Source organism: Pseudomonas sp. CM25, from assembly GCF_013179705.1.
Lineage (GTDB): Bacteria > Pseudomonadota > Gammaproteobacteria > Pseudomonadales > Pseudomonadaceae > Aquipseudomonas.
Genome location: NZ_JABMCW010000098.1, coordinates 1 through 17,502 on the forward strand (window position 1 = coordinate 1; position 17,502 = coordinate 17,502).

A 17,502-nucleotide genomic window follows, 5' to 3' on the forward strand; every position below is an offset into this window, starting at 1 on the left:
GTTGACAGTAATATTTACGCCGCGTTGCATGCCTGGGCAAAGTTGTTATCTTGCAGCTGCATGAAAGTGTAGTTGCAGATTTAATCATTGCTGATATTTGCCAGTTGCCTTGCAACGCATCCCTGTAGGAGCGGCCTTGTGTCGCGATGGGCCGCAAAGCGGCCCCGGCAATATCAGCTTGATGCACAAACCCTGGGGGCGCTTCGCACCCCTATCGCGACATAAGGCCGCTCCTACACGGACTGCGCGCCAGGAGCCGACCATGCCTCGATATCTTGTTTTAGGTTTGTGCCTGCTGGCACCCATCGCCCTGGCGGACAGCGATGAGCACGACCTTGCCTACAGCCTGGGCGCCAGCCTGGGCGAGCGGCTGCGTCAGGACATGCCAGGCCTGCAGCTGGATGCGCTGGTCGAGGGGCTGCGCCAGTCCTACCAGGGCCAACCTTTGAAGCTGGACAAGGCACGCATGCAGGCCGTGCTCCAGCAGCACGAAACACAGGAAGGCGATGCCGCCACGCAAAAGTTGCAGGCTGCCGAAACACGCTTCATGGCCAATGAGCGCGGGCGTTACGGCATGCATGAATTACCGGAAGGTGTGCTGTACAGCGAACTGCAAGCTGGCACTGGCGCGCAGCCGAAACCGGGCGGGAAGGTACAGGTGCGCTATGTAGGCAGGCTGCCGGATGGCTCGGTGTTCGACCAGAACCAGACCCCTCAGTGGTTCAGCCTGGACTCGGTAATCGAAGGCTGGCAAGTGGCATTGCCGCAGATGCACGCTGGCGCCAGATGGCGCCTGGTGATTCCGTCAGCACAAGCCTACGGTGCCGAGGGCGCGGGTGACTTGATTGCACCCTACACGCCACTGGTATTCGAAATCGAGCTGCTGGCGGTTGGCGACTGAAGCACGCCCTCAGGCCTCGACCGCACCTTCTTCCTTGTGGGCGTTGTGCAATACCTCGATCAGGCAGTCTTCAAGCTCGAAGCGCTCGTGCAACAGAGCGCCCAACTTGGTCAGCTTCTCGGCGAAACGCTCGGTGTCCTTGCATTCGCCCTTGGCGCAATGATCATTGAACGCCAATGCGATCTGGGTGCTGTCGTTGATCCGCGGGTTGATCTCCTCGGCCAGCTTCAGCGCCTTCTGGTCATCGAACGCCTTGGCCTCACTGACCAGCTGCTCGCAGACTTCGAAATGCCACGCCGAAACGTAGTCGACCAGCAGGCCGCAAAAATCCCCGTTCGTGTCCTTGTCGGCGAAGGCCGGCTTCAAATCGCGCAGTGCGCGGAAAGCCTGCACCAGTTCCTGGCGCTCCTTCAGCCAACGGTCGATCAGATCATGAACCCCACCCCAGCGTTCCTGGGCGTTCTGACAACTATCGAGCATGGCGATCTCTTCCCTTCTGGGTAGATGCCGCTGCACCTCGCGCGACGAAGACGAAGCACAAAGGTGACATCAGCAGGACGGCATCGAGCAGTTGTGTTTTCAGTATGCGTGCTGGGAGATTATTCCCGCACGGCCTGCCCTTCAAGGTACGCAGCAGACTAAGTTCATACAAGTGTTTAATACCCGGTGATATCGCCATTGGTCGCACTAATGGCCCCGCCTTGCGCCAGGTCAGGTTCTTGCCAGGCTGCGGAAACGATACGCCAGCAGGCAGCTCAAGGGCAGCATCGCCAAAAGCAGAAAGGCCAGCAGGCTCCACTCGGGCAGGGTGAGGTCAAGAAAGCTCCAGGTCAGCGAGTGGCAACCCGGGCCACCGAGCAACAGTTGCCGGGCAGCCTCGCCCCAGGATTGCTCGAGCAACCGCCCGATCGGCACGGGGCAGCCATGGCTCGCCCCATCGGCACCCTGCAACCAGACATGCCGTGCGGCCAGCAACGCGCCGGCCAGGGAGCAGCCCAACGTCGCCCGCGCGTAATGCCGGATGCCCTGCCCGCCTGGTGCCTGCAACACCGCCGCCAGGCACAGCAACGCATACACGCCAAGCACCAACCGCTGACTGAGGCACAACGGGCACGGCACCAGCCCGAGCATGTTTTCAAGCTGGAAGGACGCGGCCAGTACCGTCAGTGCGGCCAGGCAGGCAGGAAGAAAAAATGTGCGCAAACGGGCCGGCAGCATGGGCGGGGAAAGTCCGGGGAAAATGTAGTGGCTTGAAACAGTAGAGGAACGACGCGCTTTGTTTCAAGGCGATACAGTAGCGAGAAGTCGCTGAGTCGCGAAGGATATTTCTACCAGAGCGGTAGGAAACGTCTGAAGAAAAGGACGGCAGATATGACTTACATCAATGGAAAAGCTACCCGCCCCCATGGCCCGCACCTTGGCGCGGGCCATGGGGTAGGTCAGGCGCGTACGCCTTCTGGCAAAGGCAGGGCCAGCAGACGCTCGTCCAGCAGGCCGAGGCCCTCCTGGAATAGCTGGTTGCTGCGTTCGGTCTCGCCCAGGCCGGCAAGCAAGCGGGCCAGCTCGGCACAGGCCTCGGGGTTGCGCTCCATGCGCAGGCTGCTTTCAAGGTAGTCACGCGCCTTGCCCCAGAGACGGTTCTGCAGGCTCAGGCGGCCCAGGGTCAGCAGCAGGCTGGCGTCTTGCGGGTGAGCCTTCAACCAGCCTTCGGCGGTTTGCAGTTGGCGTGCCGGGTCGTCACCGCGCACCAGGCCGTACAGGCGTGCCAGGTGGCTTTCGTAGTCTCGCTTGAGGGCCGTGCGCAACACCTGCTCGGCTTCGCTTTCGGCGCCCACCTGGCGCAACTGCTCGGCATAGGCCAGCACCAGTTGCGGCTCCTGGCGCTGGGCCGCAGTCAACTGCTGCCAGGCTCGCTCCAGGGCCTGACGTGCAGCTTGCGCGTCCTCGCCACGGGTCGTCGCCAGGCTCAGGTTCTGGCCCCAGGCGCGTTGCTCCAGCGCCGCCAGCTCGGAAGCCGGCAAAACCTTGCCCTTGCGCAGGTCGGGCAACAGGCGGATCAGTGCCGACCAGTCGCCGCGCTCCAGGTACAGGCGCTGCAGCAGGCGCAGCACCTGGCTGTTGTGCGGGTGACGTTCCTGCATGGCCAGCAGGGTTTCCAGGGCACCATCACTTTCGCCACGGTCCATCTGCAACTGGGCGTGGGTCAGGGCGATGGCCAGTTCAGCTTGCGGTTGGCGCTCCAGGGCTCGCTCCAGCAGGTTGTCGCTGTCTTCGGTACGGCCTTGCTCGTTGGCCGCCCGCGCGGCACCCAGGTAGTACAGCAGCGGCTGCCGCTCGGCCTCGGCGGCACGGTGCAGGTGGCGCTGAGCGCTGGCCCAACGGCCCTCGGCGAGATCCAGCTGGCCCTGTTCGATGGACAGGCGGATACGCCGGCTGCGGTTACGCCGCGACCATGGGTTGACCACGCCACTGGAGGTCAGCACCAGGCCCACCAGGTAACGCAGCAGCCACAGCACCGCGACCACGGCCACCAAGCCGGCCAAGGCTGCCCAAAGCCCGGACTGATAGCGGAAGCTGCCATAGGAAACCAGCACATAGCCGCTGTGCTTGGCGACAGCAATGCCCAGCGCCGCTGCGATCACGATCGCCAGCACCGCCAGCAGGTAGACACGCTTCATGGCTTGCCCCCTCCAGCCTCGGCCGGCAGATGACGGCGCTGGATATAGGCCTGCACCGAAGCCAGGCTTTCGCTGAGGTCAGGCGTGACCACCGACACCGGCTGGTCGGCCAGGGCATTGAGGCTGTCGAGCATGGCCTTGCTTTGCGGGTTGTCGGCGTTGAAGTTGGCCAGCAGCACGCTGCGGGCATCGTCCAGCGCCTGGCTGTAGACCTTGGCGTCACCATTGAGCGCCGCCCACTGGGCCTGTTCGATGGTCAGGCTCAGGGCCAGGCGCAGCTGGTTCAGTTGCTGCCCGGCCAACAGCGGCCGCACGTTGTCATCGGCGTTGAAGTCGATCTGGAAGTACTTGGACATCTCGGCCCACCACTGCGACAGGCGGCTGGCACCATCACCGTCTGAGGTCAGGGCACCCAGGGCATCGGCATTGCTGTCGAATTCGGGCGACTGGGCGCTGAGCTGCTGCACCAGCTCACGCTGCGCGGCCAGCTTCAGGAACAGGCCGGTACGGTCAGGCTGCTGGGTGCTGTTGAGCGTGGCCAGGCTGCGTGCCAGTTGCTCGCGGGCAGCGAAGGCGCCCGGATCGCTTTGCTCGCGCAGGATTTCGTCGGCGCCCTCGACCAGCGCCTTGGCACTGGTGATGTCCTGCAGGGCCGACAGGCGCAGGGTCGCCAGGCGCAACAGGTGCTCGGCCTCGGCCAGGCGCCATTCCTTGCGGCTCTCGCCAAGCACGGTTTCCAGACGCTGGCTGAGACGCTGCTGGTCGCCTTGCAGCTGCGCCACCAGGCGGCGGCGGTCTTCCAGCTCACTGGCTGCCGGCAGGCTGGCCAGCTGCGCGCTGATTTGCTGCTCGCGTTGCTGCAGGGCTTCGGTGCGCTGGTTCAGCGCCTCGAGGTGCTGGCCCTGGTTGAACTCGCTGCCTTGCAGTTGACGCACCTGCCAGACACCCCAGCCACCTACTGCGACCCCGGCCGCGCCCAATAGCAGGGCCAGTGCTGCCAGGCCACTGCCAGAGCGCTTGGCAGGAGGCGGGGCAACGGGGTCCGCCGGCGTCTGTGCCGACGGCTGATCGTTATTGGACAAGACAGTCTCGCTCACGTATCCATCCTTTGCATGGGGGCGCATCGCGTTCAGCTTAGCGCCTTAAGAGGCAGGTGCAGCGCTGCGCTGCACGGCTGCCAGCAAGGCCGTGGCACTGGCGCCACGGCAATCCACAACCTGTTGGGCCCCGGCGGCCCTGGCCTGTTCGGCGACCCGCGGGCTTGGCACGAACAGCGGCAGCTGTGCCAGCTGCGGCCAATCGGCGCCGGCCATTTGCTGCAAGTGTTCAAAACCCTGCCCACTGCTGACCACCAGGCCATTGAGGCGTTCCGCTTCGATGCGGCGCATCAGCGTGCCCGGCGGGTAAGCCGGAAGGCAGCGACGATACAGTTCCAGATAATCGACACTAGCACCTTGCTGTGCAAGACGCTCTGCCAGCAGTTCGCGACCTCCGACGCCACGAACGATCAAGACGCATGGCGCTGCCACCTCCAGCGCCTGGTGCAGGCCAGGCATGGCCAGCAAGGCCTCGCTGTCATCACCACGCGGCGGGAAGCTTACCTCGAGGCCTGCGCCCTGCAGTACTGCGGCGGTGGCCTCGCCCACGGTGAACCAGCCCTGCTGTGGAGGCCGCAGGCCAGCCTCGGCCAGTTGCTCGAGCAACAGCCTGGCGGCCGGTTTGCTGACCACAATGATCGCGGCAAAGCCATGCAGGCTTTCCAGCAGCAGGCGTTGCCGGGTATCCACAGCCACAGGCTCCAGCGCCAGCAACGGCAGGCAGCTACTGCCCACCCCCGCTGCCGCCAGGCATTGCGCCAGCGCCTCGCAGTCCTCGGCAGGCCGGGTCAGCAACAGGCGCCATTCACTCACGGGTGGCCGGCCTCGCCATAGACTTCCTTGAGGATGGCCTCGGCGCCCTGGCCCAGCAGGTCTTCGGCCACTTGTACGCCCAGGCTTTCGGCGGCCGCGCGGGGAGCGCGGGCATCGGCCACCAACAGGGTACCTCCGCTGGGCTGGCCGACCAGGCCACGCAGCCAGAGTTGATCGCCTTCGAGCACCGCGTAGCAGGCGATCGGCACTTGGCAGCCACCATTCAGGTGTTTGTTCAGGGCGCGTTCGGCCACCACCCGGTCGGCGGTATCGACATGGTGCAGTGGCGCCAGCAGGGCGTGGATTTCCTGGTCCGCGCTACGGCATTCGATGCCTACCGCCCCCTGGCCGCCAGCCGGCAGGCTGTCGTCGACGCTGATATTGGCGGTGATACGGTCTTCGAAGCCCAGGCGGATCAGGCCGGCGGCGGCGAGGATGATGGCGTCGTACTCGCCGGCATCCAGCTTGGCCAGGCGGGTGTTGACGTTGCCGCGCAGGAAGCGGATTTGCAGGTCCGGGCGGCGCGCCAGCAACTGCGCCTGGCGCCGCAGGCTGGAGGTGCCGACGATGCTGCCGGCAGGCAATGCTTCGAGGCTGGCGAAACGGTTGGACACGAAGGCATCGCGCGGGTCTTCGCGCTCGCAGATGCAGAACAGGCCCAGGCCTTCGGGGAAGTCCATGGGCACGTCCTTCATCGAGTGCACGGCGATGTCGGCCTCGTTGTCCAGCAGGGCGGTTTCCAGTTCCTTGACGAACAGGCCCTTGCCGCCGATTTTCGCCAGCGGCGCGTCGAGCAGCTTGTCACCACGGCTGACCATGGGCACCAGGGTTACCAGCAGCCCGGGGTGAGCCTGTTCGAGGCGGGCTTTGACGTATTCGGCCTGCCACAGGGCCAAGGCACTTTTACGGGTGGCAATGCGGATTTCGCGAGTGGACATGAAACGCCCCGATCCAGAGAAATGCTGTCGATGATAACAGCATCGCTGGTATCGCTAGCAGATACGGATCAGGATCCTGTACTTGCCTGTACCGGCCCAATCGCCGGCAAGCCAACTCCCACAGGTCCCCTGCAAGGTTCAAGGTTGGCGCTTCACCTGTGGGAGCTGGCTTGCCGGCGATGGGCCGGTGCAGGTTTAGAGGGTCTGCATCATCTTGCGTACACCGGCCACATGGCGCCGGCTGACAGTGAGGGCATCGCCATCCAGGCCCTTGAGGTACAGCTGGAAATGCCCCAGCGGGGTACGCTGCAGGCGTTCGATACGCTCACGGGCGACCAGCGCGTTGCGGTGGATGCGCACGAAGCGTTCGCCGAACTCGTCTTCCAGGGCTTTGAGCGGCTCGTCGAGCAGCACTTCCCCGGCTTCATGGCGCAAGGTCACGTACTTGTGGTCGGCGATGAAATAGATCACCTGGGGCAGCGGGATCAACTCGATCCCTTTGCGCGTGCGGGCACTGATGTGGCTACGCGGGCCGCCACCTTCATTGGCCGGCCGGGTGAGCGCCGCCAACTGGGCGCGGTTGGGTTTTTCGGCCTTGCGCAAGGCATCGCGCAGCGCCTGGCCGTGGAAAGGCTTGGTTACATGGCTGAGGGTACTGTCCTTGAAAGCCTCGGCACCGTATTCATCGTCACCGGTGCAAAACACCACCGCCGGCGGCGCCTCGCGCTCGCACAGGCGAGCAGCAACCTGCAGGCCGTCCAGGCCTGGCATGCCGATGTCCAGCAGGACCACATCGGGCTTGAGGCTTTCGATCAGCGCCAGGGCCTCCTCGCCGTTGGTGGCGCTGGGCTCCAGTACGGTGTAACCCTCCAGTTCGCCGAGCAGCCGGGTGAGCCGTTCACGGTCTTGGGGTTCGTCATCAACGATCAGGACATTCATAATTGCGCTGGATTCCTGAATGAGTCTCGCACAGGTATAGCGTAGACAGGTGTGGTTCGAGCGACACTGCGGTCACGCTCTAGACCGGTGCGATGGCCAAAGATTCACTCGGCTGGCAGATTCACCGCCAGTCCTCTGTCCAACTGTAGACGGTCCGTGGAACACTGCCGTTCATTCCTTGAAATCCTTCAGCGCCGTTTTCCGGGCATTTCTGTCGACCGGCGCCCTGCGGCAGCCAGCCCAACCCTGCTATCATCGGCGCCACTTTTTCGTTCACGCCTGCAATGAGTGAATCCATGAGCACCGACAAGACCAATCAGTCCTGGGGCGGCCGCTTCAGTGAGCCCGTCGACGCATTCGTCGCCCGTTTCACCGCCTCGGTCGACTTCGACAAGCGCCTGTACCGCCACGACATCATGGGTTCGATCGCCCATGCCACCATGCTGGCGCAGGTCGGCGTGCTCAGCGATGCCGAGCGCGATACCATCATTGATGGCCTGAATACCATCCAGGGCGAGATCGAGGCCGGCAACTTCGACTGGCGCGTCGACCTCGAAGACGTGCACATGAACATCGAGGCGCGCCTCACCGACCGCATCGGCATCACCGGCAAGAAGCTGCACACCGGCCGTAGCCGCAACGACCAGGTGGCCACCGACATCCGCCTGTGGCTGCGTGACGAAATCGACCTGATCCTGGCCGAAATCACCCGCCTGCAGCAGGGCCTGCTGGAGCAGGCCGAGCGTGAAGCCGAAACCATCATGCCTGGCTTCACCCACCTGCAGACGGCCCAGCCGGTCACCTTCGGCCACCACCTGCTGGCCTGGTTCGAGATGCTCAGCCGCGACTACGAGCGCCTGGTCGACTGCCGCAAACGCACCAACCGCATGCCCCTGGGCAGCGCCGCACTGGCGGGCACCACCTACCCGATCGACCGTGAACTCACCTGCAAGCTGCTGGGCTTCGAAGCGGTGGCCGGCAACTCGCTGGACGGCGTTTCGGACCGTGACTTCGCTATCGAATTCTGCGCCGCAGCCAGCGTCGCGATGATGCACCTGTCGCGCTTCTCCGAAGAGCTGGTGCTGTGGACCAGCGCGCAGTTCCAGTTCATCGACCTGCCCGACCGCTTCTGCACCGGCAGCTCGATCATGCCGCAGAAAAAGAACCCGGACGTGCCAGAGCTGGTACGCGGCAAGACCGGCCGCGTGTTCGGCGCCCTGACCGGCCTGCTGACCCTGATGAAGGGCCAGCCGCTGGCCTACAACAAGGACAACCAGGAAGACAAGGAACCGCTGTTCGACGCCGCCGACACCCTGCGCGACTCGCTGCGTGCCTTTGCCGACATGATCCCGGCGATCAAGCCCAAGCACGCCATCATGCGTGAAGCGGCCCTGCGCGGTTTCTCGACCGCCACCGACCTGGCCGACTATCTGGTCCGCCGTGGCCTGCCGTTCCGTGACTGCCATGAGATCGTTGGCCACGCGGTGAAGTACGGCGTGGACACCGGCAAGGACCTGGCCGAGATGAGCCTGGACGAACTGCGCCAGTTCAGCGACCAGATCGAGCAGGACGTGTTTGCCGTGCTGACCCTGGAAGGGTCGGTGAATGCGCGTGACCACATTGGTGGTACTGCGCCGGCGCAGGTGCGTGCTGCCGTTGTTCGTGGCAACGCCCTGCTGGCTTCGCGCCAAGGCTGATCCACTGCCCTGCTGTTGTAGGAGCAGCCTTGCGCTGCTCCTACAAGGATTTGCACTGGGCCCAGTTAGCGCTTGCCGCTACGAATCATCTCCATGAAGGCCGGCATCGAGGCCTCCTTGTCTGCCAAGATCCGCGCCATGTGCGGGTTCTCGCCCATCAGCTGCAGCAGCGCCTTGGCCTGCGGAAAGTCCGCCAGCAAGTCGATGTTCAGTACCTTCTTGCCCACCGCGTACGCCAGATCGACCGAGAAGCAGAACATCAGGTCTGCCAGCGTCAGTTGCTCACCCGCTACATAAGGGGCAAAACGCCCGTTGCGCTTGAGCGTGGCAAACCCGGCCAGCAAGTCGGCTCGGGCCTTCTCCTTGACCAGCGGTTCCACCGACATGCCAAAGAACGACTCGGCGTAGCAGGTACGGGCTGGCAGTTCGATGTACAGCTCGATTTCCTTCAGCAGCTCGCGCACCTTGGCCTGCCCGAACGCATCGCTCGGCAGCAGCGCCTTGCCGGGCTGGGTCTGCTCGATGTAGTCGAGGATCACGCTGGTTTCGCTGAGGAAGCCGTGTTCTGTTTCCAGTACGGGCACTTTGCCGCGCGGGCTGACTTCCAGCGAGCCTGGGGTCTGGCCACCATAGAAGGTGACTTCCTGGAAGGGCAGGCCTTTTTCCAGCAGGGCCAGCTTGACCATGTTGTAGTAGTTGCTGACCGAGAATCCGTGAAGCTTGAGCATGGGGTAACAGCCTCCAGGCCGTATGGGGATGGCCCGGCTTTTATAGCCCTATCGCATGCCCCTGACCAGTGTCATGCACCCGGTCGATGACCAGGCATTGCCGCCACGGGCATGGCACACTGTGCATCCCATCACAGGAGCACCGCCATGAGCGAGCCAACCGACATCGACAATGACGACGAAGCCTTCGCCGAGGCGACGCTGACCCAGGCCATCGAAAACCAGATTGAAAGCGGCGATCCGGCGGCAGCCAAGGCCACCTTCAACAAACTGAGCCTGGTCGGTTACGAGCGTGAAGACATTCTCAACCTGATGGCCCATGTGCTGGCCTTCGAGGTTGACAACATGCTGAAGGAAGATCGCGAGTTCGACCGCGAGTGGTATGAGAACGCGCTACGAGCGCTGCCAGAGCTGCCACCTGAGATGGATCAAGGCGACGACGAATAACCCGACTACACTCGAAGGTCAGGCACCGTTGAACGGTGCCGTAATCCTTGTCTGGAAGTCAGGAGTCGCCATGCCTTTTACCCCCGATCTGATCGACGAACTGGAAGTACTCGCGCTGTTCAAACACGACAGCAGCCAGGAAGGCATCAAGATAAACAGCAACGCCGCACCTGCCCTGATCGCAGCAGCGCAACGCCTGTATGATAAAGGGCTGACCGATCAACCTGATGGCGGTTATCTGACCAGCCTGGGTCATGACGCCGTAGATAGTGTCCAGCTACTGCAGAACATTCTCAAGGCGCCACAACCGGCCTGAGCCGAGATTGCAAGGGGCTGCGCTGCAGCCCATCGCCGGCAAGCCAGCTCCCACAGGTACTGCGAATGGCCTGAAACCGATGTGACCAGATCCCACTGGTACTGCACATGGTTTGAAGCCAATGCGGTCGGTGTGGGAGCTGGCTTGCCCGCGATGGGCCGCAGCGCGGCCCCCGGTCAGTTGGCCGTTGCCCTGCGCTTTTCCACCAGCCAAGAGCGCCCATACAGGCACACGATGGCCAGCAACGCCACCGCCTGCGCCGACAGCGAGTAGGCATCGGCGTGAATCCCCAGCCAGTCGAACTCGAAGAACGCCACCGGCCGCGTGCCCAGCACCCCGGCTTCCTGCAACGCCTTCACCCCATGACCGGCGAATACCACCGACAGTGCACACAGCAGTGCGGCGTTGATGCTGAAGAACAGCGTCAGTGGCAGCTTGGCCGAGCCGCGCAGAATCACCCAGGCCAGGCCCACCAGCAGCACCAGCGCAGTAGCGCCACCGGCCAGCACCGCCTGATGCCCGGCAGGGCCTGCCTGCAGCCACAGGGTCTCGTAGAACAGGATCACTTCGAACAGTTCACGGTATACCGAGAAGAACGCCAGCACGGCAAAGCCGAAACGCCCGCCGCCGCTGACCAGGCTGCTTTTGATGTAGTCCTTCCAGGCGGCGGCGTGACGGCGGTCGTGCATCCACACGCCGAGCCACAGCACCATCACCGCGGCAAACAGCGCCGTGCAGCCTTCCAGCAGCTCACGCTGGGCACCGCCCACGTCGATCACATAGGCCGCCAGGGCCCAGGTAGCGAAGCCGGCGACCAGCGCCAGGGCCCAGCCGACGTTGACGCTGCGCACAGCCGATTGCTGGCCGGTGTTGCGCAGGAACGCGAGGATCGCCGCCAGCACCAGAATCGCTTCAAGGCCTTCGCGCAGCAGGATCAGCAAACCGGAGATGTAGCTCAACGACCAGCTGAGGCCATCACTGCCCAGCAGCTTGGCAGCCTGGTCGAGCTTGGCCTTGGCGTCGCCAAGACGTTGCTCGGCCTGGGCCACGGGCAACCCGTCCTGCAGCGACTGACGATAAGCCATCAGCGACTTTTCAGTGTCCTTGCGCACTTGGGTATCGACGTTGTCCAGCGAGCTTTCCACCAGTTCGAAGCCCTCCAGGTAGGCAGCCACCGACAGGTCATAGGCCTGGTCGTGGTCACCTGCACGGTAGGCCGCCAGGCTCTTGTCCAAGGTGCTGGAGGTGTATTCGAGCAGCTGCGCCGGGCCGCGTTTTACCTGCGGCGGCTGGGCCCGCTGGGCGCGGAATGCTTCCAGCACCGCAGCGCCTTCATTGGCAGCGACCTCGGCCGGAGTCTGGCGGGCCAGGTCGGCGATGTTCCAGGTCTTGTCGCCTTTGCCGGCTTCCGGCTTGGCGGTGAAGCTGGCGATATAAGCGGCGATATCCCAACGCTGGCGGTCATCCAGTTGGTCGGCAAACGACGGCATCTCGGTGCCGTCGATACCCAGCGCCAGCGTGTTGTACAGGTCGAACAGGCTTAACTGGTCGAGGCGCGAGACATCGCGCAGGTTGGCGGGTGCAGGCTCCAGCCCCACGCCCGCCGGGCCATCACCTGCGCCCGTGTCGCCGTGGCAGATCGAGCAGTTCTGCGCGTAGAGCGCAGCGCCACGCGCCGGGTCCGGGGTGATCACCGGGGCCTGGCTGACCTCGTAGGCCACCGCCAGGCGTGCACCCAGCTGGCGCGCCTGCCTGGCGACTGTCGCGCCATCTTCACGTTGGTCGATGGCTTGGCGCAGCGCCTGGACGCCCTGGCCCAGCGCCGCCTGTTCGGCATGCGCAGGCAGGCCGCTGACCAGATCGGCCAGCACCGCGCTGAACTCCTGCTGCTCGCGGTATTCGCTGTCGTCGATCACCTTGCCGTCTTGCACGGTCGGCGGGTAGTCGGCGCCAATGTAGTCCAGCAGGTGCAGGGCCTTGGTGGCCTCGGCAGGGGCTTCTGCCTGCGCCAGGGTGCTGCACAGCACCAACAACGGGCCTAGCAACCAGGCAAGCAGACGGGTACGGGTATTCATGGCCAGTCTCGAAGGGAATGCGAAAGAGAACATTGTTCACTTCCACTTTGCTTCTCTCAAGGGTGCTGGGCGGATTTCATGAAAAATCCTGGTACAAATCAGATGAAGCGAGGTGGCATCGGGATTGATGGGGGCATGGCCTGCCAGGGCCTCAATCGCCGGCAAGCCAGCTCCCACAGGTATGCACTTGACTTGAGGGCGATGCGGTCGGTGTGGGAGCTGGCTTGCCGGCGATGGGCCGCACAGCGGCCCCCAGGTACTTCTATTGAAGAACCTTGCTCATTCCGCGCTCCATATCATCGATCAGTGCCTTGGCCATCTCGCTGAGTATCCGCGCCGCGCTCCCGGCAATGCGGTCGTTCTCCATTTCCGCCTCGGTAGTGAGGTGCCGGATACAGCCAAGGAGCACTGACAGTTGGGAGAATGCATGATTGAACGGCACGTTGGCCTGCAGGCGAAACAGGTCAAAGGTTTCCGCGCCAACGGTGGAAGTGTCTCTTGGATCGTTGCTCATCGCTTGCCCCCTTGCCGTACATGCTCGGACAAAGCATTGATCACCGCGCACAGCACGCGAATGTTCATGCCCATGGCGTTGCGCGTGTCACCTGGGTCGGTGCCGAGCAGGACAGTGGTGGTGTGCTCGATACTCAGGGTGAGAGCGCTGGTCAGCCGCTTGCAGTCGTCGATGCTGAGCGAGTCGATGAGTGAGAGATTTGGTGGGTCGAGCAGGAGCAGATCGGTGACGGGTGGGTCGGGGACGAGCTTTTTCATGGCGGAACTCCTGTACAAAAAAGAATTCTGCCCTCCGCATCGTCTCACGGATTTGGGTGGCAGTCGTTACACGGGTTGAGACCCGGGGTACAGGAGACCCGGCCAGACCGAAATCTGCCCGTGCACGACCGCCATAAGCGATGCAACCTGTACCAGCCGGGTGTCTCACGCCCGATCGCCTTGCGAGGCGACCCGAGGACGTTATTCCCAGAGCACTTTCCAGCCAAGTCAGCACCATCCGATAGCGGCCGTAGGATAATTCGACACAGAATCAGAACTGAAGCATTTGGTTGCAAGTTCAGAAATGTCCTACGGCTTTAGGGCCCAGGCAAGGGCTTCGCCCTTGATCGCCGGCAAGCCAGCTCCCACACCGACCGCATCGCTCTCAAGCCTAGTGCGGTACCTGTGGGAGCTGGCTTGCTAACGATGAAGCTGCGCCGATGCTACTGGAAATACTGGGTACCAATTCATTCATCGCCGGTAAGTCCATTCCCACTAGCCTGATGAGCAGTTCATCAGGAGAGAGCGCACATGGATCGTCCCCACTCAGACCAGTTAAGGCTCGGCCGATTTTCGGAGACCAGCAGGTTATATCTGCTCACCAGCACAACCTTGGACAGGGTTCCAATGTTCAGTGACTTCCACTGCGCAAGATTGATGGTGGCGGAGTTACGCCAGGCTCAAGAGGAAGGCGATGTCAGGTCATTGGCCTGGGTGGTAATGCCTGACCACTTTCATTGGCTGGTCGAGCTTGGGCCGGCCAGCTTGAGGCGTGTAATGCGCCGGGTTAAATCCCGGAGCACAGTGATGATCAACAGGCACACAGGACGAAGTGGGCGGCTCTGGCAGAAGGGCTTTCACGACCGGGCATTGCGCAGGGAGGACGATGTACAAGCGGTGGCTCGGTACATAGTCTTGAACCCAAAGCGGGCGGGGCTGGTTTCAAGGGTTGGCGATTATCCGCATTGGGATGCGATTTGGCTCTGATCATGTGTTGTCTGGGAGTTTCTATCGCCGGCAAGCCAGCTCCCACAGGTATTGCACATGGCTTTACGCCGACGCGGTCGAGGTGGGAGCTGGCTTGCCGGCGATTGGGCCTCAAGGCCTGGCGGCGTCCTTCCAGCCCCCACCCAACGCCAGGAACACCCCAATCTGCCCCAACGCCACCTGGCTATTGGCCGCTGCCAGCTGCGCACGCACATCGGTATAGGTGCGCGTGGCCTGCAAATCCGCCAGGAACGACTCACGCCCGGCCTGGTAATACCGGTGCGTCTGGTCCGCGGCTTCCCTGGCCGACGCCTCCGCCTCGGCCAGGGCATCGCGCCGGTCCAGCAGAGCGCTGTATTGCGCGAGCCGGGTCTGGGTTTCGCGAATGGCATTCAGCACCACACCATCGAAATTCGCCAACGCCGCCTGGGTCGACGCTTGCGCCATGCGGATGCGCGCTCGAGTGCCGTTGGTGGGGATGGTCCAGCTGATCTGCGGGCCGAAGCCCCAGCGGTTGGTCGCCGGTTTGCCAAGGTTCTCCAGAATACCAATGGTGCCGACCTGGGCGCCGATGCTGATGTCCGGGTACAGCGCACCCGTGGCCACGCCGATAGAGGCAGTGGCAGCGGCCAGCTGGCGTTCCGCCTGGCGCACGTCCGGGCGGCGCTTGAGCAGCGCCGCGCCATCGCCCACTGGCACCAGCTGCTTCAGGTGCGGCAGCTCGGCGCAGTCGGCAGTGCCAGCAGGCAACTGATCGACCGGTTTGGCCAGCAAGGCGGCCAGGGTGTACATGCCGGTCTCGCGCTCGGCCTTGAAGCGTGGCAATTCGGCGCGCAGCGACTTGAACTGGGTCTGCGAGCGGGTGACCTGGGTTTCGTCGCCACGGCCGGCATCGCGCAGGCGCTGATTGAGCTTCACGCCCTGCTCCTGCAAATCCAGCGACTCACGGGCGATGTGGTACTCCTCATTGGCCGAGCACACCTGGGTATAGGCCCTGACCACGTCCGCAACCAAGGTGATGCGGGCGGTGTCCGCAGCGGCCTGTACCGCGTCGGCATTGGCCTTGGCGGCCTCGGTGCCGCGCTTGAAAGTGCCCCACAGGTCGAACTGGTACGAGGCACTGATGATGGCCTCGCCGATGTTGGCTACCGGCACCTTCTCCGGCTGCAGGAAGGCTTCGCCAGACTCCTGCAGGCGCTGCGCCCCAGCCTTGATACCACCGTTGAATCCGCCCTGGGATTGAGCCACTTCAACCTGGGCGCGGGCCCTGGCGATGTTGGCGGCAGCCACGCGCAGTTCGGTGTTGGCGCTCAAGGCCTGGCGCACCAGTTGGTTCAGCCGTTGATCCTGATACAGCTGCCACCAGTCCTCGGGCACGGGTGCCGACACCACGCTATCGGCATCCTGGCGCAGCGGGCCGTTCAGGTCGCTGCGTTGCACGGCAGCGTCCTTCGGCACCTCATAATCGGGCCCTACCATCATGCAGGCGCCCAGCGACAGGCACAGGCCGGCCAGGATCAGCTGTTTCATGGGCGCTGGCCCTCGATGATCGACACCGTGGCGGTGCGCCCGGCGATCATGCGGAAGTCTTGCGGGACTTCGTCAAAAGCAATGCGCACCGGGATGCGCTGGGCCAGCCGCACCCAGCTGAACGCCGGGTTGACGTTGGGCAGCAGGTTGGCGCCGCTGCTGCGGTCACGGTCTTCGATGCCGGCGGCAAAACTCTGCACATGGCCGCGCAGGCGGGTGTTGTCGCCCATCACGCGGATATCCACGGCGTCGCCGATGTGGATGCCGCCCAGCTTGGTTTCTTCGAAGTAGCCGTCGACGTGGTACGAGGCGCTGTCGACCACCGACAGCACCGGGCGGCCGGCAGTGACGAATTCGTGGTTACGCGGCGCACGGTCGTTGAGGTAACCGTCCACCGGGCTGCGCACCACCGAGCGGTCGAGGTTCAGCTGCGCGGTATCGACCGCCACCTGCGCCTCGCTGACGGCCGAACGGGCACGGGCCTCGCGGGACTGGCTTTCTTCCAGCTGTTCAGCCGCTACCAGGTTGCCCAGCTTGCGGTTGCGCTGTGCCTCGCGAGAAGCCTGGGCCAGGGTTTCCTGGCGTTCGCCAAGGGTAGCCTTGGCCTGGCGCAGGGCCAGGGTGAAGCGGTCCTGGTCGATGGTGAACAGCACGTCGCCGCGCTTGACGGTCTGGTTGTCGCGCACCTCGACCTTCTGGATCAGCCCGGACACATCCGGAGCGATCTGGATCACGTCGGCGCGGATGTGGCCGTCGCGGGTCCAGGGGGCGAACATGTAGTAGCCCACCATCTGCCACACGAGCACGGCGGCGAAGGTCACTACCAGCAAGGTCAGGACCACACGGCCCAGGGTAAGCAATGGTTTTTTCATGGCAGCATCAGGTTTCGGCAAAAGTGGTCCACCGCGCCAAGCAGCACGGCATACAGGGCAACGTTGAATAACGCCCGGTGCCAGACCAGGCGGTAGAAATGCAGGCGCACCAGCACCGCGTGCACCCCCAGGAACAGCAGGTAGGTGCCAAACATCATCACCAGCAGCGTGGGCAGGAACACCCCGCTGATATCGAGTTCACCAATCACAGGGGCGCTCCGTCGAGCCCGGGGGGCAGTTGCGGTTGTTCGGCGGGCTCGAGCATCACCTCCACACCCGGCAGCAGGGCCAGGCGCAGGCCGCTGAGGGCATGCAGCAGGTGGGTGCGGGCATCGCCGCGCTCGTACAACTCGTCCAGGTTCAGCGCCAGCCGCGCGCGTTCCATGTTGCGCAGCAGCGCGGCCGGGGCGTGCAGGCGCTCGCCGGCACGCAGGCAGGCAGCGTAGTGCGCGCCCACTTCCTCGATCACCGTGTTCAGGCGCTCGCGAGCCTGCTGGCCGGCACGCGGCATGTAGGCCAGCAGGTCGAGCAGGTTCAGCCCCACGCGCAGGTCACGCAACGCAACGCCGCTGTCCTGGCCGGTTTGCGACAGACGCGGCAGGTGCTGCATGAGGCGGTCGAGCATCTGCACACCCACCTGACGGTGCTCGGCCAGGGTGGCTGGCTCGGTCATTTCGACGATGTCGCGCCAGACGAAGCGGGTCATGCGCTTG

Annotated in this window: 20 protein-coding genes; 5 read left to right on the forward strand and 15 right to left on the reverse strand. The window is 63.9% G+C overall.

Annotated elements, in window-relative coordinates; translation table 11 throughout:
- Positions 1-262 precede the first annotated feature (262 nt).
- The gene (locus HP546_RS12890; RefSeq protein WP_172225454.1) at positions 263-901 is read left to right on the forward strand and encodes an FKBP-type peptidyl-prolyl cis-trans isomerase; all 639 of its coding nucleotides are present in this window, start codon (positions 263-265) and stop codon (positions 899-901) included.
- 9 nt (positions 902-910) lie between these two features.
- Here HP546_RS12890 and rsd read toward each other — a convergent pair whose 3' ends face one another.
- The 7 genes from rsd to HP546_RS12920 all read right to left on the reverse strand — a co-directional run bounded on the left by rsd (position 911) and on the right by HP546_RS12920 (position 7,366).
- Positions 911-1,381 (reverse strand): sigma D regulator, encoded by a 471-nt coding sequence (gene rsd / locus HP546_RS12895; protein ID WP_172225456.1) that lies wholly within the window; start codon positions 1,379-1,381, stop codon positions 911-913.
- A 231-nt stretch (positions 1,382-1,612) separates the two neighbouring features.
- Entirely contained in the window at positions 1,613-2,119 is a 507-nt protein-coding gene (locus tag HP546_RS12900) for a disulfide bond formation protein B (RefSeq protein ID WP_172225458.1), read from the reverse strand.
- Between the two features lie 221 nt (positions 2,120-2,340).
- The gene (locus HP546_RS12905; RefSeq protein WP_172225461.1) at positions 2,341-3,579 is read right to left on the reverse strand and encodes a heme biosynthesis protein HemY; all 1,239 of its coding nucleotides are present in this window, start codon (positions 3,577-3,579) and stop codon (positions 2,341-2,343) included.
- Positions 3,576-4,676, reverse strand: coding sequence for a uroporphyrinogen-III C-methyltransferase (locus HP546_RS31370; RefSeq protein ID WP_372242430.1), 1,101 nt, complete (start codon positions 4,674-4,676; stop codon positions 3,576-3,578). The genes HP546_RS12905 and HP546_RS31370 overlap by 4 nt, the downstream gene beginning before the upstream one ends.
- A 45-nt stretch (positions 4,677-4,721) precedes the next feature.
- A complete protein-coding gene (locus HP546_RS31375; protein WP_372242431.1) occupies positions 4,722-5,489 on the reverse strand; it encodes a uroporphyrinogen-III synthase in 768 nt (255 codons plus the stop codon).
- Positions 5,486-6,427, reverse strand: a complete 942-nt coding sequence (hemC, locus tag HP546_RS12915; RefSeq protein ID WP_172225464.1) for a hydroxymethylbilane synthase — start codon at positions 6,425-6,427, stop codon at positions 5,486-5,488. The genes HP546_RS31375 and hemC overlap by 4 nt, the downstream gene beginning before the upstream one ends.
- A gap of 195 nt (positions 6,428-6,622) precedes the next feature.
- Positions 6,623-7,366 (reverse strand): LytTR family DNA-binding domain-containing protein, encoded by a 744-nt coding sequence (locus HP546_RS12920; RefSeq protein WP_172225467.1) that lies wholly within the window; start codon positions 7,364-7,366, stop codon positions 6,623-6,625.
- 296 nt (positions 7,367-7,662) lie between these two features.
- Between HP546_RS12920 and argH the strand changes: the two genes are divergently transcribed.
- Positions 7,663-9,063 carry an argininosuccinate lyase gene (gene argH / locus HP546_RS12925; RefSeq protein ID WP_172225470.1) on the forward strand — a complete coding sequence of 467 codons (1,401 nt, stop codon included), beginning with the start codon at positions 7,663-7,665 and terminating at the stop codon, positions 9,061-9,063.
- 65 nt (positions 9,064-9,128) lie between these two features.
- Here the strand turns inward: argH and HP546_RS12930 are convergent, their stop codons facing one another.
- Positions 9,129-9,791: a glutathione S-transferase gene (locus HP546_RS12930; protein ID WP_172225473.1), complete on the reverse strand. Its 663-nt coding sequence runs from the start codon at positions 9,789-9,791 to the stop codon at positions 9,129-9,131.
- A gap of 147 nt (positions 9,792-9,938) precedes the next feature.
- Between HP546_RS12930 and HP546_RS12935 the strand changes: the two genes are divergently transcribed.
- Together HP546_RS12935 and HP546_RS12940 are read left to right on the forward strand one after the other, a co-directional pair.
- Positions 9,939-10,238, forward strand: coding sequence for a hypothetical protein (locus HP546_RS12935; RefSeq protein ID WP_172225476.1), 300 nt, complete (start codon positions 9,939-9,941; stop codon positions 10,236-10,238).
- 70 nt (positions 10,239-10,308) lie between these two features.
- The gene (locus HP546_RS12940; protein WP_172225479.1) at positions 10,309-10,554 is read left to right on the forward strand and encodes a TIGR02647 family protein; all 246 of its coding nucleotides are present in this window, start codon (positions 10,309-10,311) and stop codon (positions 10,552-10,554) included.
- A 176-nt stretch (positions 10,555-10,730) separates the two neighbouring features.
- Here the strand turns inward: HP546_RS12940 and HP546_RS12945 are convergent, their stop codons facing one another.
- The 3 genes from HP546_RS12945 to HP546_RS12955 form a co-directional block, all read right to left on the reverse strand.
- On the reverse strand, positions 10,731-12,662 hold the full coding sequence (locus tag HP546_RS12945; RefSeq protein ID WP_172225482.1) for an FTR1 family protein: 1,932 nt from the start codon (positions 12,660-12,662) through the stop codon (positions 10,731-10,733).
- Positions 12,663-12,891: 229 nt separating this feature from the next.
- Positions 12,892-13,143: a DUF3077 domain-containing protein gene (locus HP546_RS12950; RefSeq protein ID WP_172225485.1), complete on the reverse strand. Its 252-nt coding sequence runs from the start codon at positions 13,141-13,143 to the stop codon at positions 12,892-12,894.
- A complete protein-coding gene (locus HP546_RS12955; protein WP_172225488.1) occupies positions 13,140-13,400 on the reverse strand; it encodes a hypothetical protein in 261 nt (86 codons plus the stop codon). The genes HP546_RS12950 and HP546_RS12955 overlap by 4 nt, the downstream gene beginning before the upstream one ends.
- 531 nt (positions 13,401-13,931) lie before the next feature.
- On the opposite strand from HP546_RS12955, the gene HP546_RS12960 reads away from it, so the two are divergent.
- The gene (locus HP546_RS12960; protein WP_172225491.1) at positions 13,932-14,387 is read left to right on the forward strand and encodes a transposase; all 456 of its coding nucleotides are present in this window, start codon (positions 13,932-13,934) and stop codon (positions 14,385-14,387) included.
- A gap of 111 nt (positions 14,388-14,498) precedes the next feature.
- Here the strand turns inward: HP546_RS12960 and HP546_RS12965 are convergent, their stop codons facing one another.
- The 4 genes from HP546_RS12965 to HP546_RS12980 all read right to left on the reverse strand — a co-directional run.
- Positions 14,499-15,917 carry an efflux transporter outer membrane subunit gene (locus HP546_RS12965; RefSeq protein ID WP_172225494.1) on the reverse strand — a complete coding sequence of 473 codons (1,419 nt, stop codon included), beginning with the start codon at positions 15,915-15,917 and terminating at the stop codon, positions 14,499-14,501.
- Positions 15,914-16,789, reverse strand: a complete 876-nt coding sequence (locus HP546_RS12970) for an HlyD family secretion protein (RefSeq protein WP_172225497.1) — start codon at positions 16,787-16,789, stop codon at positions 15,914-15,916. Before HP546_RS12970 ends, HP546_RS12965 begins: the two co-directional genes overlap by 4 nt.
- Positions 16,786-16,998, reverse strand: a complete 213-nt coding sequence (locus tag HP546_RS12975) for a DUF1656 domain-containing protein (protein WP_003255905.1) — start codon at positions 16,996-16,998, stop codon at positions 16,786-16,788. The genes HP546_RS12970 and HP546_RS12975 overlap by 4 nt, the downstream gene beginning before the upstream one ends.
- Positions 16,995-17,502: FUSC family protein (locus HP546_RS12980; RefSeq protein WP_172225500.1), on the reverse strand; the 508-nt coding region annotated here is incomplete at its 5' end. The genes HP546_RS12980 and HP546_RS12975, both read right to left, overlap by 4 nt.

What these genes read in the sequence shown, in the direction of transcription:
- HP546_RS12890 (WP_172225454.1), top strand. Translation starts at nt 263, where the DNA reads ATGCCTCGATATCTTGTTTTAGGTTTGTGCCTGCTGGCACCCATCGCC.
- rsd (WP_172225456.1), bottom strand. Translation starts at nt 1,381, where the DNA reads ATGCTCGATAGTTGTCAGAACGCCCAGGAACGCTGGGGTGGGGTTCAT.
- HP546_RS12900 (WP_172225458.1), bottom strand. Translation starts at nt 2,119, where the DNA reads ATGCTGCCGGCCCGTTTGCGCACATTTTTTCTTCCTGCCTGCCTGGCC.
- HP546_RS12905 (WP_172225461.1), bottom strand. Translation starts at nt 3,579, where the DNA reads ATGAAGCGTGTCTACCTGCTGGCGGTGCTGGCGATCGTGATCGCAGCG.
- hemC (WP_172225464.1), bottom strand. Translation starts at nt 6,427, where the DNA reads ATGTCCACTCGCGAAATCCGCATTGCCACCCGTAAAAGTGCCTTGGCC.
- HP546_RS12920 (WP_172225467.1), bottom strand. Translation starts at nt 7,366, where the DNA reads ATGAATGTCCTGATCGTTGATGACGAACCCCAAGACCGTGAACGGCTC.
- argH (WP_172225470.1), top strand. Translation starts at nt 7,663, where the DNA reads ATGAGCACCGACAAGACCAATCAGTCCTGGGGCGGCCGCTTCAGTGAG.
- HP546_RS12930 (WP_172225473.1), bottom strand. Translation starts at nt 9,791, where the DNA reads ATGCTCAAGCTTCACGGATTCTCGGTCAGCAACTACTACAACATGGTC.
- HP546_RS12935 (WP_172225476.1), top strand. Translation starts at nt 9,939, where the DNA reads ATGAGCGAGCCAACCGACATCGACAATGACGACGAAGCCTTCGCCGAG.
- HP546_RS12940 (WP_172225479.1), top strand. Translation starts at nt 10,309, where the DNA reads ATGCCTTTTACCCCCGATCTGATCGACGAACTGGAAGTACTCGCGCTG.
- HP546_RS12945 (WP_172225482.1), bottom strand. Translation starts at nt 12,662, where the DNA reads ATGTTCTCTTTCGCATTCCCTTCGAGACTGGCCATGAATACCCGTACC.
- HP546_RS12950 (WP_172225485.1), bottom strand. Translation starts at nt 13,143, where the DNA reads ATGAGCAACGATCCAAGAGACACTTCCACCGTTGGCGCGGAAACCTTT.
- HP546_RS12955 (WP_172225488.1), bottom strand. Translation starts at nt 13,400, where the DNA reads ATGAAAAAGCTCGTCCCCGACCCACCCGTCACCGATCTGCTCCTGCTC.
- HP546_RS12960 (WP_172225491.1), top strand. Translation starts at nt 13,932, where the DNA reads ATGGATCGTCCCCACTCAGACCAGTTAAGGCTCGGCCGATTTTCGGAG.
- HP546_RS12965 (WP_172225494.1), bottom strand. Translation starts at nt 15,917, where the DNA reads ATGAAACAGCTGATCCTGGCCGGCCTGTGCCTGTCGCTGGGCGCCTGC.
- HP546_RS12970 (WP_172225497.1), bottom strand. Translation starts at nt 16,789, where the DNA reads ATGAAAAAACCATTGCTTACCCTGGGCCGTGTGGTCCTGACCTTGCTG.